Genomic DNA, 13,421 nt, shown 5'->3' on the forward strand with positions numbered 1-13,421 from the left:
GAGAGCAGACGTGGAGTCTCAGGTCGGATACGAGAGGTTCTTCGAACCAGACGACATCTTCTTTTCGACGACCGATCCCAAGGGCGTCATTCTGCGGACCAACCGCACCTTCGACACCCTGTCGCGGTACACGCGCGAGCGGCTCATCAGCGCGCCCCACAACATCATCCGGCACCTGGACATGCCCGCGGGCGTCTTCAGGCTCATGTGGGACGACCTCCAGGCCGACAAGCCGGTGTGCGCCTACGTGGTCAACCGTGCGGCGGACGGCCTGGACTACCGCGTCTTCGCCACCATCGTGCCGATCGACGGCGGGTACCTCTCGGTGCGCACCAAGCCGCTCGACACCGTCACGCAGCAGGCGGCCGAGCAGATCTACCGCACCGTGCGCTCCCGGGAGCGCACGGTCGCCGCGCGCGGCGCCTCACGGCGTCAGATCGGCGAGTACGGCGCCGGCGAGCTGACCCGCGAGCTGGGCGCCATCGGCATCGAGTCCCTGCACGCGATGACGCTGGCGCAGCTGCCCCGCGAGGTCTCCGACCTGGTCTCCGCGGGCGTGCGCGTGCCGGCGCCCCCGCCGGTGTCCGGTCCCGTGACCCAGATCCTGACGATCGTCGGCCACATCGAGAAGGACACCAACCTGCTCGTCTTCGAGCTGGAGGAGTACCTGCGGCTGCTGACCTCCCTGGCCAGCACCAAGGACGTCCTGCTCGACGTGGCCGACCGCACCGAGGCCTTCGGCGAGGTCGTGGGCGGCCGCGCGCTCAACATTATGGACAAGGCGGACGCCCTGGCCTCCCAGGTCATCGACCTGTCCCGCGCTACGGCGCCGGCGCTGCGCGCCCTGCCCGACCGCATGGACGCCCTGCGCCAGTCGGTGCTGGACCTGCGCTTCTCGGTGGCGCTCATGCGCCTGCTCACGCTCATGGTGGGGCGCTTCGCCCGCTCCGTCCTGGACGGCAGCGAGGAGGACCCCGCGGGATCGATCCGGGACCTGTGCGGGGCCCTCGAGGACGGCTTCTCCGGCCTCGGGCCGCTGTGCGCCGAGGTCGAGGAGGGCGTGGTCTCCCTCGACGCCGAGCTGGGCCGCATCACCCCGAGCCTGGACCGCATGGTGCGCCGACTCAGCCGCTGGGTGGACCGCTACAGCGGCCGGGGCGCCTCCGCCGCCGTCGCCCGGGCCACGGCCCTGGTCGAGCGCGGCACGCCCGAGGTGCGCGGCATGGCGGCGCTGGCCGCGGAGTGCCGCGGCCTGCACCTGCCCTTCGACGACGCCGTGATCCGCCGTCGTCTGCGGACGCTCCAGTCGGCCCTGGCTGAGATCGGCTGACAGATCGGCTGACACATCGGCCGATGGACCGGCGGGCCGGCGGGCGGCGTGTCGAGGCCGGTGTCGGGCGCCCGCGGGGGCCGGGGGACGAACCCGCGCCCTGCGGTGCCGGACGATGCGTTACAGTCGCCCGCAGGAGGCCGTCCGACGGTCTCCGGCATCTCCGGGCGGGCCCCGCGGTGGGGCGGGACCGTCGGAAGAAACGCGAGGAAGGCAGCCGTGTCCACCAAGCTTGTCATCGTCGAGTCCCCCAACAAGGTCCGTTCCATTGCCGCATACCTGGGCGACGACTTCGACGTCGAGGCCTCCGTAGGCCACATCCGCGACCTGGCCCAGCCCTCCGAGCTGCCGGCCGCTCAGAAGAAGGGCCCCTACGGCAAGTTCGCGGTCGACGTCGAGGACGGGTTCAAGCCCTACTACGTCATCAACCCCGACAAGAAGAAAACGGTCGCCCAGCTCCGCAAGGCGCTCAAGGGCGCCGACGAGCTCTACCTCGCCACCGACGACGACCGCGAGGGGGAGGCCATCGCCTGGCACCTCCTCCAGGTCCTCAAGCCCAAGGTGCCCGTGCGCCGCATGACCTTCACCGAGATCACCAAGGAGGCCGTCACCCGGGCGCTGGCCGGCACCCGGGACCTGGACATCCATCTGGTGGACGCCCAGGAGACCCGCCGCATCCTGGACCGGCTGGTCGGCTACGAGGTCAGCCCCGTGCTGTGGCGCAAGGTCCGCGCGGGCCTGTCCGCCGGCCGCGTCCAGTCGGTGGCCACGCGGCTGGTCGTCGAGCGCGAGCGGGAGCGCATGGCCTTCGTGCCGGCCGGCTACTGGGGCGTGGAGGCAGAGTTCTCAGCGTCCGCAGAGTCCGCGGAGTCCGCGGAGTCCGCGGCGTCCGCGGCGTCCGCGGGGCTGCCCGCCTCCTCCGAGGACGCCCGCGCCGGCGTCTTCACCGCCCGCCTGGCGACCCTTGACGGGCGCCGCGTGGCCACCGGCCGGGACTTCACCGACGCCGGGGCCCTGCGCCCCGCCGCGCTCAAGGCCGGCACCATCCACCTGCACGAGGTCGAGGCCCGGGCGGTGGCCGACGCCGTCGGACGCGGCCGCCCGCACGTGGCGCAGGTCGAGGAGAAGCCCTACCGGCGTCGCCCGGCCGCCCCCTTCACCACCTCCACCCTCCAGCAGGAGGCCTCCCGCAAGCTGCGCATGAACCCGCGCGAGACCATGAGGGTGGCGCAGAGCCTGTACGAGAACGGCTTCATCACCTACATGCGAACCGACTCCACGGTCCTGTCCGGCCAGGCCGTGGCCGCGGCGCGCACCCAGGTCGCCGAGCTCTACGGGGCCGACTACGTGCCCGCCGCCCCGCGCGTCTACGCCACGAGGTCCAAGGGCGCCCAGGAGGCCCACGAGGCCATCCGCCCCGCCGGGGACCACTTCCGCACCCCGGCCCAAGTGGCGGACCGGCTCACCGGCTCCCAGTTCCGCCTCTACGAGCTCATCTGGAAGCGCACGGTCGCCTCCCAGATGGCCGACGCCGTCGGCTCGACCGCCACCGTGCACGTGGATGTGCCCCTGGCCCCCGCCGCCGGGGCGTCGCGGGACGCGGGCCCGGGCTTCGCCACGGCCGGCTTCACGGCCTCGGGCACCGTCATCACCTTCCGCGGGTTCCTCGCCGCCTACGAGGAGGGGCGCGACGCCGAGCGCTACGAGTCGGACTCCGAGGGCGGCAGGACCGGCGCCAGGGGGGGCAGGGACGTGCGCCTGCCGGCCATGAGCGCCGGCGATGAGCTCGCCGCCCTGTCCGCCGAGGCCTCCGGCCACGAGACCACCCCGCCGCCGCGCTACACCGAGGCCTCCCTGGTCAAGGCCCTGGAGGAGCGCGAGATCGGCCGTCCCTCCACCTACGCGGCGACCATGTCCACGATCTCGGACCGCGGCTACGTCGACCACCGCGGGCAGGCGCTCGTGCCGACCTGGCTCGCCTTCGCCGTCACCCGGCTGCTGGAGGAGAACTTCGCCGAGCTGGTCGACTACGACTTCACCGCCTCCATGGAGGCCGACCTCGACCGCATCGCCGCCGGGCGGGAGGACCGGGTCGACTGGCTCACCCGCTTCTACTTCGGGCAGGGCGCGCGGGCGACCGCCGACGGCGACAGCGGTGAGCGGGGCGCCGGCGGGCCGGTCGGCGCCGGGCGGGGCGATGGTGCGCAGGCCGGCGCCGAGCAGGGCCTCAAGGGCCTGGTGGAGAACCTGGGCGAGATCGACGCCCGCGCCGTCAACTCCATCGAGATCGGCGAGGGCATCACCCTGCGGGTGGGCCGCTACGGCCCCTACCTGGAGGACGCCGAGGGCAAGCGGGCCAATGTGCCCGCCGACGTCGCCCCCGACGAGCTGACCGTGGCCAAGGCGCGCGAGCTGTTCGAGCGCGCCGCCGACGACGGCCGCGAGCTCGGCGTCGACCCGGCCACCGGGCACACGATCATCGCCAAGGACGGCCGCTACGGGCCCTACGTCACCGAGGTGCTCCCCGAGCCCGCGGAGGCGGCGTCGTCGTCGGACGGCGAGGCGGACAGGACCGACAAGCCGAAGCGGCGCGCTGCCAGGACTGCCAGGGCGAAGGGCCCCAAGCCCCGCACCGCGAGCCTGCTGAAGTCCATGAGCCTGTCCGCGGTGACCCTCGAGCAGGCCCTCGACCTGCTGAGCCTGCCGCGCGTGGTGGGCCAGGACGCCGAGGGCGTGGACATCACCGCCCAGAACGGGCGCTACGGCCCGTACCTGAAGAAGGGGGCGGACTCGCGGTCCCTGGAGACCGAGGAGCAGATCTTCACGGTGACCCTCGAGCAGGCCCTGGAGCTGTTCGCACAGCCCAAGCGGCGCCGCGGCCAGGCGGCTGCGCGCGGCCCGCTGCGCGAGCTCGGCACGGATCCGCAGTCCGGCCGGCCCGTGGTCATCAAGGACGGCCGCTTCGGGCCGTACTTCACCGACGGCGAGACCAATGTGACCCTGCGGCGCGGTGACGACCCGGACACGGTCACCCCCGAGCGCGCCTACGAGCTGCTCGCGGAGAAGCGCGCCAAGGGCCCCGCCAAGAGGCGTACGACCCGCAGGACCGCGGCCAGGAAGACCGCTCAGAAGACGGCCGGGAAGACGACGGCGACCCGCAAGGCGACCGCCAAGAAGACGACCACCCGCAAGAGGGCGGCGGCCTCCCCCTCCCAGACCGAGAGCTCCTGACGCTGAGATCGGTCGTATTCCGGCTCGAGATCGGTCCTACGACCGATCTCGACGCGGAAGTGAACCGATCTCGACGGGCGGCGTCGCAGACCTGCGACAACACGGCGACAGGGCCGGGCCACGCAATCGGTAGTGTGTGCTCCGCACAAACGCCCCAGCTGATTCCCGAGAGGAACTCACATGCGTCTTCCCAAGACCGCTCTTGCCGGTACCGCCGCTCTGGCCCTGACCCTGTCCCTGGGGGCCTGCTCGCTGTCCGTCAACGGCTCCGACTCCGCCGCCACCGCCTCCCCCGCGGCCTCCCAGGCCCCGCAGGCGGACGCCGGCTCCGGTGCCGCGGCCGGCACCGACGGCCCGACCGTCAAGGGCGCCACAGCCACCAGGGACTCCGAGGACAAGGAGGACGCGGACGGCAAGAAGGACTCCGACGGCGACGACGAGAAGGCTCCCGTCACCGACCCGGCCTGGAAGGAGATTGTCGACACCGGCGAGCGCACGGAGGTCTCCGGCGCCTACTCCGTTGCGGACGCGGGCGCGACCCTCAACCTGGTGGGCGACCTCGAGACCCTGACCATCCAGGGCGCCGGCGCCAAGGTCGCCGCCGAGAACGTCGGCACCCTCATCGTCCAGGGCTCCAACGTCGTCGTCTATGCTCGCGACATCGACCACGTCCAGATCCAGGGCGCCGGCGTCACCGTCCACTGGCTCGGGGACGACCCCGACATCCAGGACCAGGGCGCCGACAACACCACCGGAAGGCTCACCCAGTGAACCCAGAAGGCTCCGCAGCGAGGCCCGTGTGACCCGGCCCGCCGCACCGCTCCCCCCGCCCGCCGCGCCGTCCGCCACGGTCCTGCTCGTCGACGACGAGGCCCCGATCCGCCGCTCCCTGGGCCCCTACCTGGAGCGCAGCGGCTACCGGGTCATGCCGGCGTCGGACGGCGCGGAGGCCCTGGAGCTCCTGGCCGCCTACGAGATCGACATTGTCGTCTCCGACGTCCTCATGCCGCGCATGGACGGGCGGGAGCTGGTGCGGCGGGTGCGGGCCGGCGGCGCCTGGACCCCCATCATCCTGCTCACCCAGGTCGATGCCTCCTACGAGCGGGTCTCCGCCCTGGACGACGGCGCCGACGACTACCTGTCCAAGCCCTTCGACCCCGCCGAGCTCGCCTCCCGCATCCGGGCGGTCCTGCGCCGCACCCGGGGGACCGGGCAGCCCCTGACCGCCGCGACCCGCCTCGTGTCCGGCGACCTCGTCCTGCACCGGCCGGCGCGCCGCGTCGAGCTCCGCGGCCGCGAGTTCTCCCTGACGCCGAAGGCCGTGACGCTCCTGGACTACCTCATGAGCCACCCCGGCGAGCTCCACACCCGCGACGCCCTTCTGTCGGCCCTGTGGGGCATCGACTTCGCCTCCTCCACGCGCGCCGTCGACCACCGCGTGCGGGAGATCCGCCGGGTCCTGGGCGACGACGCCTCGGCCCCCGCCTACATCGAGACCGTCCCCTCCGTGGGGTACCGCTTCCGCGCCGAGGTCCACGCGTGAGACGGGACGGCGCGGACCGGTCGTCCTCGGAAGGGGGCTGGCCGGCCCGCCGCGCCCTGGCCGGGTGGGCCGTCGCCCTCGGGGCCGCGGTCGTGCTCACCGCGGTCAGCTGGCTGCTGTGGGGCGACCTGAGCCTGCGGGTGACGGCCTCGCCCGCGCTGGTGGTCGGCGAGATCCTGGCCGCCGCCCTCCTGGTCGCCCTGGCAGTGGCCGTCGGCCGGCGTCGTCGGGAGGCCGCGCTCCGGCGGGTGCGCCTCCAGGTCCAGGAGGAGGCGCGCACGCAGCACCGCCAGTTCCTGCGGCGCCTCGACCACGAGCTCAAGAACCCGCTGACGGCGGTGCGCGCCGCCGTCGCCGACGCCTCGCGGGGCGCGTCCCCCGCCATTGCCGTCAACCTCGAGGTCGTCGACGCGCAGTCCCGCAGGATGAGCCGGCTGCTGACCGACCTGCGCAAGCTCGCCGAGCTGGAGGCGGCGCCCCTGGCCCTGGAGGACGTCGACCTGGCCGAGACGGTCCAGGACGCCGTGACCGCCGTCATCGAGGAGGCCGCCGGGCGCGGGGTCGCCGTGCGCATCCGCCTCGACCTGCCGTCGGCCCCCTGGCCCCTGCCGCACGTGCGCGGCGACGGCGACCTCCTCTACTCGGCCGTCTACAACATCGTGTCCAACGCGGCCAAGTACACCCCCGCCGGCGGGGCGGTGGAGGTGCGCGGCCGCGAGGAGGGCGGCGCGGTGACGATCGAGGTCGCCGACACGGGCATCGGCGTGCCCAAGCGGGAGATGGGGCTCGTCTTCCGCGAGCTGGGCCGCGCCGGCAACGCCCGCGCCCTGCCCGGCTCCGGGCTGGGCCTGCCCCTGGTGCGCACGATCGCGCAGCGCCACGGCGGGAATGTGGGCATGGCCTCGCGCGAGGGCGTGGGCACACGCGTGTGGCTCGTGCTCCCGGTGGCGGGCCCTGGTCCCGCGAGAGCCGCCTGAGCCCGCGATCTCGGTGAAAAGGGGCGGGTCCGGGCGCTACTTCGCGAGCCCCTCGGCGACGTCGGCGGGCAGCGGGTCGATCGGGCAGCTCGCGCCCTCGTCGGGCAGCGCGCCATCGACCAGGTAGTCGCTGACGCGCGAGACGGCGCACGTGTTCGACAGGGAGGCGCCGTGCTCGTAGCCCTCGACGGTGAGCAGGTGCCCGGCGTCGAGCTGCGAGGCCAGGGACCGGGCCCACGAGTAGGGGGTCTGGGAGTCCCCGTCGACGCCGACGACGAGGATCGGCGCCGAGCCGGAGGCGTGGACCTCGGCCGGCGCGGAGCTCGCGGTGACGCCCCAGCCGTGGCAGTAGGCGTCGGTCCCGGCCGGCAGGGAGCCCATGGCGTTCATGAGCGGGTAGTCCTCGGCGGACTTCGCGGCCTCCGCGTTCCAGGTGGCCTGGTCGGCGACATCGGGCGAGTCGGCGCAGATCACCGCCGTGTAGGTCATGGCGTATGACGCCTCCTGCTGCGACGCCGGCTTTGAGATCTGCCCCGCGCCCGGGGCCAGGGCGCCCACGCGCGCGAGCTCGGTGCCGTCGTGCCGGCTCATCGCCTGGGACAGCGCCCTGGTCAGCGCGGGCCAGTACTCGGGCCGGGCCAGCCACAGGTTCTGCGCGTGGTTGAAGGCGGTCGCGGCGTCCATCCGGCCGGTCCGCCCGTCCGTCTGGGTGATGGTGAGCGGCTCGGTGCCCAGGCCCTTGAAGAAGGCGATCAGCTGGGAGACGGCGTCGTCGACGGTGCCGGTGAGCGGGCAGCCCGCCTGCCCCAGGCAGGACTCGAGGTACGCCCGCGCCCGGCCCTCCCGGTAGGTGAGCTGGGTGTCGGCCACCTCCGTGCGGGTCAGCGCCGGGTCCTGGGCGCTGTCCAGGATGACGCGCCCGACACTGCCCGGGAAGAGCTCGGCGTAGGCGCTGCCGATGACGGTGCCGTAGGAGTAGCCGAGGTAGCTGAGCCGCTCGTCGCCGACCGCGGAGCGCAGGACGTCGAGGTCGCGGGCCACGTCGAACCTGCCCATGTGGTCGATGAGGCCTCCGACCTCGGAGTAGGTCCGGCAGGCGTTGGCGTCGGCGGTCCCCTTGGCTGCCGTCGACGTCCAGAAGATGCCGTCGATCTTCGGGGTCGCGGTGGCGTCGCCCGACGGCGGGGTCTCGGCGCCTGCCGTCGGCGGCGCGGTGGCGTCGGGCGTCGGGGAGGCCTCGGTCTCCTCTGGGACCGGGCTGGGATCGGCCGCCGGGACCGCGCTGATGCCCGACGCCGGGGCCGGAGCGGCGCCGTCGTCGACACTTCCGCCGGGCGGCGCCGCGTCACCGGCCACGCCGCCGCTCTGCGCGACCTCGTCGGCGTCCCAGCAGGTCAGGCGGGTCGAGTCACCGACGCCGCGCGGATCGAAGCCGACCAGGTCGTAGGAGGCGAGCATCTCGGGGGTGTACGAGGCGGCGGCGGTCGCGACCATGCCGGTGCCGCTGCCGCCCGGCCCGCCGGGGTTGAGGAACAGGGAGCCGAGCTCGGCCGTGCCGTCGGAGGCCGGTAGGCGCCTGAGGGCGATGGAGATGGTCTCGCCGTCGGGATCGTCGTAGCTCAGCGGGACGGTGGCGGTGGCGCACTGGTAGCCGTCCGCGCCGTCCGCGCAGTCGGCCCAGCTGAGCTCCTGGTCATAGAAGGTCTCCAGGCCCGCCGGGGCGCCGCCCGATGGCGAGTCCGGCGAGCCGCCTGCCGCTGGGTCGCCCGCGGACGGGTCGGATCCCGTCTGCGCGCCGGGCGGTCCCGACTCGTCGTGCGCGCCGTCGGGGCCCGCCGGACCCGGCCGGCAGGCCGTCAGGGCGGCGCACAGGCTGAGAGCCGCCAGCGCCGCTGCGGGACGCCTGAGACAGAATCTCCAGGCTGACGTCATGCTGAGAAAGTACCACGACGCGCGCGTCGCCCTCCGCCCGTCTCATCTGTCGCAGGACGGCGACAGCGCGAGGACACCGCTGCGACATTCCGTTCGTAGGGTCGTCTCCATGAACCACTCGATCCGCTTCCCCGCCGCCGGCCCCGGTGCGCGTCGCACGCGACCCGTCGCCTGCACGGTCCTGCTCGGGGCCGCCTGCCTCGCCCTGAGCGCCTGCGGCTCCTCGACGCCGGTGGCGACATCCTCCCCGCAGGCCGACGAGACCGCCCCGGCCACCGCCGTCGGCCCCGACCAGACTGCGGATGCGACGGAGTCGGCGACCGCGCCGACCGCGGCCGCCTCCGCCGGCGCGACGGCCCCCGGCTACGCCCCGGGCGAGGCGCCGCCCGTGCCCCTGTTCACCCTGCCCGACATGGGGCTGCTCGCCGCCGGGGACGGCGCCCTGACATCCGATCAGACCGCCACCGTCGACTCCGTGCCCGGCGTCACCGTCTCCCCGGCCCGCTGCGACCAGTCCGGAGGCATCTCCGCGGGCTCCACCGGTACCGTCCTGATCAGCGGCGGCCCGGCCGCCCCCGACAGCGGCGGCTCGACCGCCGGCGCCTCCTCCTCCGACGGCGGGGCGACCGTCGTCGACAATGGCAACGGCTCCGGCTCCTACACGAATGGGACCACGAAGATCGTGACCAATGGCGACGGCTCAGGAACCTATGCGGATGCGACCCTGTCGGTGACCGTCAACACCGACGGATCGGGCACCTCCACCAACTCCGCCACCGGGGAGAGCATCGTGGTCAACAGCAACGGCTCGGGCTCCTACAAGCGGGGCTCCGTGAGCATCGTCAATAACGGCGACGGCACGGGGAGCTACACGGACGGGGCGCTGTCCATTGTCAACCACGGCGACGGCACGGCGCTGGTCAACGGCCGGAGCACCGCCGCCAAGCCCCTGCCGCCGGTCGGCAAGGTCGGGTCCTTCCCTTCGATCGACGCCGTCAGGCCGGTGAAGTCCTGCGGCACCGCCATCTCCCTGGACTCCAGCATCCTGTTCGACGTCGACTCCTACCAGGTCCGCCCCGAGTCGAGCGAGCTGCTCAGCTCCCTGGCCCGGGTGCTCACCCAGGCCGGGGCCCCGAAGGCCACCGTGGCCGGGCACACCGACTCCGTCGCCGACGAGGCCTACAACCAGACCCTCTCCGAGCAGCGCGCCCAGGCCGTCGTCGACGCCCTGCGCGATGCCGGCGCCACCACCGAGCTCACCGCCGTCGGCTACGGGGAGACCCGGCCGGCCGCTCCCAACACCACTCCCGACGGCTCGGACGACCCTGCCGGGCGCCAGCTCAACCGACGGGTTGAGATTATGGTTCCGGTCTTCTGAGCCGTGGCGGGCCGCGCCGGTTCGTCTGCGGACGGCCCCGGCGGACGGCCCAGCCACGGGCGCGCCGGCAACAGCGGGAGCACCCGCGCCGAGCACAAACCCCTGTCCACCTCACTTACCTGCAAGGAGCACGTCATGACCGCTGCAAGCACCAGGAGCACTATCAGCGCCGCGAGCTCCGCTACCACCGTGAGCGCCGCCTCCGCGCTCTCAGCCGCCTCCGCCGTTGCCGACGCCGGCCCCATGCCGTCCCGTCCACGTCCTGCGCGCCGTCTGGTCGCCCTCGCCTGCGTCGTAGCGCTGAGCGCGGGTCTGGGGGCCTGCACGGTCAACCTGGACCGGGGCGGGTCGGCGGATTCGCAGGGCTCCGCGGGCGCCTCCTCCCACTCCGCCGCCGACCCGTCGCAGGAGTCCTCGGAGGATTCGGACGGGGACATGCCCACGCCGAGCGGCAGCCCAACCGCACTGCCTCCGCTGACGGACCAGGGAGGCACGGCGTCCCCCGATCCCGAGCGCCCGGGCGCGGGGGCCACTATCACCAGCAAGGAGTGGGTCCGCGCCCAGCAGTCCAGGGACAAGAAGACGATGACGCCGGACAACGGCCAGGTTGTTGTCGATCGCTCGTTCGCGACGGTTGTCATCGAGGGCGACGTGACGAACCTGACGGTGAGCGGCGAGCATGTCACCGTCATTGTCGACTACGCGCAGAACGTTATTGTCAACAGCAATTCCGCTGTCTATGTGCGCGACACCAAGAGCGTCACCGTCTCCAGCAGCTTCAGCACCGTGCTGTGGGCCGGCAACACTCCGCAGATCAAGGATCTTGGCGACCACAACACGATCAAGAACCAGGCCGAGGACGACTAGATGATCGAGTCCGGGGTTGGGCGCGCGCCTAGTAGGGAGAGCCATCCCATGCGGCTTTGAGATGGCCGACGCTCTTGGGCGCCGTGGGGATCGGCGCGGTTCCGGTTTCCGCGGCCTCGCGGCGCGGGTCGGGCGGCGCGGGTGAGGTCAAGGCGTCCGGGGCGCCGGTCTCCCGGGGCTGCGGGCGGGCTCGGGCGGGCTCGGCGTCCGGCCGCCCGCCCGGAGCGCACCAGAACGTGAACGTACCTTTGCAACACCGACGTACCTTTCTCCCATCCTACTGACCTCTGCCCCCAGTAGGATGGGAGAAAGGTACGTTCACGTTGCAGACCGCAGTCGACGTTGGCCGCGCCGCCCGCACTCCCAAGGAATCAATCGCTCCAGATGATCGAGTCCGGGAGTCTCCCGTCTCTCCGCCAGCTCGCGGCGTCCAAGGTACGACCCAGCAGAGAAGGGCGCCCGCGCGCGCCCGTCCCCTTCGCCGAGATCGGTCGAGTTCCGCGTCGAGATCGGTCCGGTTCCGCGTCGAGATCGGTTCAGTCCTGTGTCGCGCTGACCGTCTGGACGGCGTCGGGCGGTTGTCTCGCCCACCGATAAAGTTGTACAAGAACTCATACTTTCCGCGGACGGCAGGGCGAGTGGATACTGCTCTTGTTGCTTGGGCGCTAGCCCGCGTGAGACGAGGTGAGGACGGTGGCCGACAAGGGTCGAGTCGTGGCGATCGTCGATGACCGTCGGATCATCAGTCCTGAGCTCCGAAGCGCACCGATCAGCGCCGGCGTTGCGGGCCAGGTAGTGCCGGCTCCCGGGGCATCGGCAACCGGGCTCCCAGCGGGCGCTGTTGCTGTGCTCGGCCTGCGCTCGAGCGATGCCCTCCGCCTCGGTGACACTAACGAAGTGCTGCCCCAGGTCCAACGCCCCGTCGTCGTGTACACCTTTGCCGACGACCAGAATCTCATCCATGAGACGCCCCTTGACCGGTTCGGGGCGAAGATTCCCTGTCCCGACAAGAAATTTGTTGATTCTCTGATGCGTGTGAAGGTGGCGGCGACCGCAGCCCATGTCTCAGGTGCGAAACCGCTGGTCGTCGTCCGCCGCAGGGGGCGGGAGCCTCAGCTTGTGGGTCGCGAAGTAATTCCCACGCAACAGTCTCCAGAAGCAACACGAGTTACAGTAGAGGATCTGGGCGATGATGCTATATAAGAATCCGCAGTCGGTCTTGTCGGCCCCTCTTGCCAGGCGGACATTCGTTCGAGGCGCAATAGTTGGCGGGGTGATTCTTGGGATTCGCGAACTGGCGACGCCGCCCGCCCAGGCAGCTCCGAGCTCCGACTTGTATTTCGTGAAGACGCGGAATACGGGGTCGGGTGCGGTGGAGGTGCACTCGGCGACGGCTGATTCGGACTACAAGTCTGCGGGTCTGCACTCGGTGAGCTGGATGTCTCCGGAGGACGCCGACAACGGGTGTTTCCAGATGGTTGGCTCCGACTTGTTCTTCGTGAAGACGCGGAATACGGGGTCGGGTGCGGTGGAGGTGCACTCGGCGACGGCTGATTCGGACTACAAGTCTGCGGGTCTGCACTCGGTGAGCTGGATATCTCCGGAGGACGCCGACAACGGGACTTACGGCATTCCTCCTGTGAGTCCTGCGTCCGGACAAGTCGCCCAGGAGGATGGAGGGCCGGTTGGAGATGACTATCCGTCCAATCTTAAGGGTGCCGCCCAGGACGTTCTTGTCGATCCCTGGAGATTTTACAATCGAGAGTGCACATCATTTGTTGCATGGTGCCTCAACAGTCGGAACGGAATCCCGTTCACCAATTCGTACGCGGGGGTCCACTGGGGAAATGCGCATGAGTGGGGATCTGCCGCAAGGTCTGCCGGGTTCGGCGTCGACAGCAGTCCTGAGCGCGGTGCCGTGGCCTGGTGGTCGGCGGGACATGTCGCCTGGGTGTCTGGCGTTTCTGGAAATGATGTCAGCATCGAGGAATACAATTACGGATACAGTGGGCAGTATCACACCCGCACTGTATCCGCATCGCAGGTCACGGGATTTATTCATGTTCACTGAGAATATGCTTTCTGGACCGATCTCGGTGCGGGACTGGACCGATCTCGGTGCGGGACTGGACCGATCTCGGTGCGGGACTGGACCGATCTCGG

Annotated in this window: 10 protein-coding genes; 9 read left to right on the plus strand and 1 reads right to left on the minus strand. The window is 71.6% G+C overall.

The annotated features are described in order from the left end of the window. Positions 1 to 10: 10 nt before the first annotated feature. The 5 genes from O145_RS08985 (at position 11) to O145_RS09005 (ending at position 7,081) form a co-directional block, all read left to right on the plus strand. On the plus strand, positions 11 to 1,330 hold the full coding sequence (locus O145_RS08985; RefSeq protein ID WP_043562349.1) for a hypothetical protein: 1,320 nt from the start codon (positions 11 to 13) through the stop codon (positions 1,328 to 1,330). A gap of 219 nt (positions 1,331 to 1,549) precedes the next feature. Then, entirely contained in the window at positions 1,550 to 4,561 is a 3,012-nt protein-coding gene (topA, locus tag O145_RS08990; protein ID WP_043562350.1) for a type I DNA topoisomerase, read from the plus strand. A 180-nt stretch (positions 4,562 to 4,741) separates the two neighbouring features. Continuing rightward, on the plus strand, positions 4,742 to 5,332 hold the full coding sequence (locus tag O145_RS08995) for a hypothetical protein (protein WP_043562351.1): 591 nt from the start codon (positions 4,742 to 4,744) through the stop codon (positions 5,330 to 5,332). Between the two features lie 28 nt (positions 5,333 to 5,360). After that, entirely contained in the window at positions 5,361 to 6,104 is a 744-nt protein-coding gene (locus O145_RS09000) for a response regulator transcription factor (protein WP_043562352.1), read from the plus strand. After that, the gene (locus O145_RS09005) at positions 6,101 to 7,081 is read left to right on the plus strand and encodes a sensor histidine kinase (protein WP_229118473.1); all 981 of its coding nucleotides are present in this window, start codon (positions 6,101 to 6,103) and stop codon (positions 7,079 to 7,081) included. The genes O145_RS09000 and O145_RS09005 overlap by 4 nt, the downstream gene beginning before the upstream one ends. Before the next feature lie 36 nt (positions 7,082 to 7,117). Here O145_RS09005 and O145_RS09010 read toward each other — a convergent pair whose 3' ends face one another. Then, positions 7,118 to 9,013: an alpha/beta hydrolase gene (locus O145_RS09010; RefSeq protein ID WP_043562353.1), complete on the minus strand. Its 1,896-nt coding sequence runs from the start codon at positions 9,011 to 9,013 to the stop codon at positions 7,118 to 7,120. Between the two features lie 109 nt (positions 9,014 to 9,122). Here O145_RS09010 and O145_RS09015 point away from each other — a divergent pair, with 109 nt between their 5' ends. From O145_RS09015 to O145_RS17315, 4 genes are all read left to right on the plus strand, one after another. Then, on the plus strand, positions 9,123 to 10,391 hold the full coding sequence (locus O145_RS09015; protein ID WP_052374902.1) for an OmpA family protein: 1,269 nt from the start codon (positions 9,123 to 9,125) through the stop codon (positions 10,389 to 10,391). 135 nt (positions 10,392 to 10,526) lie between these two features. Continuing rightward, positions 10,527 to 11,258, plus strand: coding sequence for a hypothetical protein (locus tag O145_RS09020; RefSeq protein ID WP_043562354.1), 732 nt, complete (start codon positions 10,527 to 10,529; stop codon positions 11,256 to 11,258). Positions 11,259 to 11,972: 714 nt separating this feature from the next. Further along, positions 11,973 to 12,461 carry a hypothetical protein gene (locus O145_RS18145; RefSeq protein ID WP_156966682.1) on the plus strand — a complete coding sequence of 163 codons (489 nt, stop codon included), beginning with the start codon at positions 11,973 to 11,975 and terminating at the stop codon, positions 12,459 to 12,461. A 70-nt stretch (positions 12,462 to 12,531) separates the two neighbouring features. After that, the gene (locus O145_RS17315) at positions 12,532 to 13,329 is read left to right on the plus strand and encodes a CHAP domain-containing protein (protein WP_169740335.1); all 798 of its coding nucleotides are present in this window, start codon (positions 12,532 to 12,534) and stop codon (positions 13,327 to 13,329) included. Positions 13,330 to 13,421: the final 92 nt, after the last annotated feature.

The sequence above is a fragment of the Actinomyces israelii DSM 43320 genome (assembly GCF_000711965.1).
Lineage (GTDB): Bacteria > Actinomycetota > Actinomycetes > Actinomycetales > Actinomycetaceae > Actinomyces > Actinomyces israelii.

Excerpts from the sequence above, each read along its gene's own strand:
- O145_RS08995 (WP_043562351.1), top strand. The coding sequence starts at position 4,742 with ATGCGTCTTCCCAAGACCGCTCTTGCCGGTACCGCCGCTCTGGCCCTG.
- O145_RS09010 (WP_043562353.1), bottom strand. The coding sequence starts at position 9,013 with ATGACGTCAGCCTGGAGATTCTGTCTCAGGCGTCCCGCAGCGGCGCTG.
- O145_RS09015 (WP_052374902.1), top strand. The coding sequence starts at position 9,123 with ATGAACCACTCGATCCGCTTCCCCGCCGCCGGCCCCGGTGCGCGTCGC.
- O145_RS09020 (WP_043562354.1), top strand. The coding sequence starts at position 10,527 with ATGACCGCTGCAAGCACCAGGAGCACTATCAGCGCCGCGAGCTCCGCT.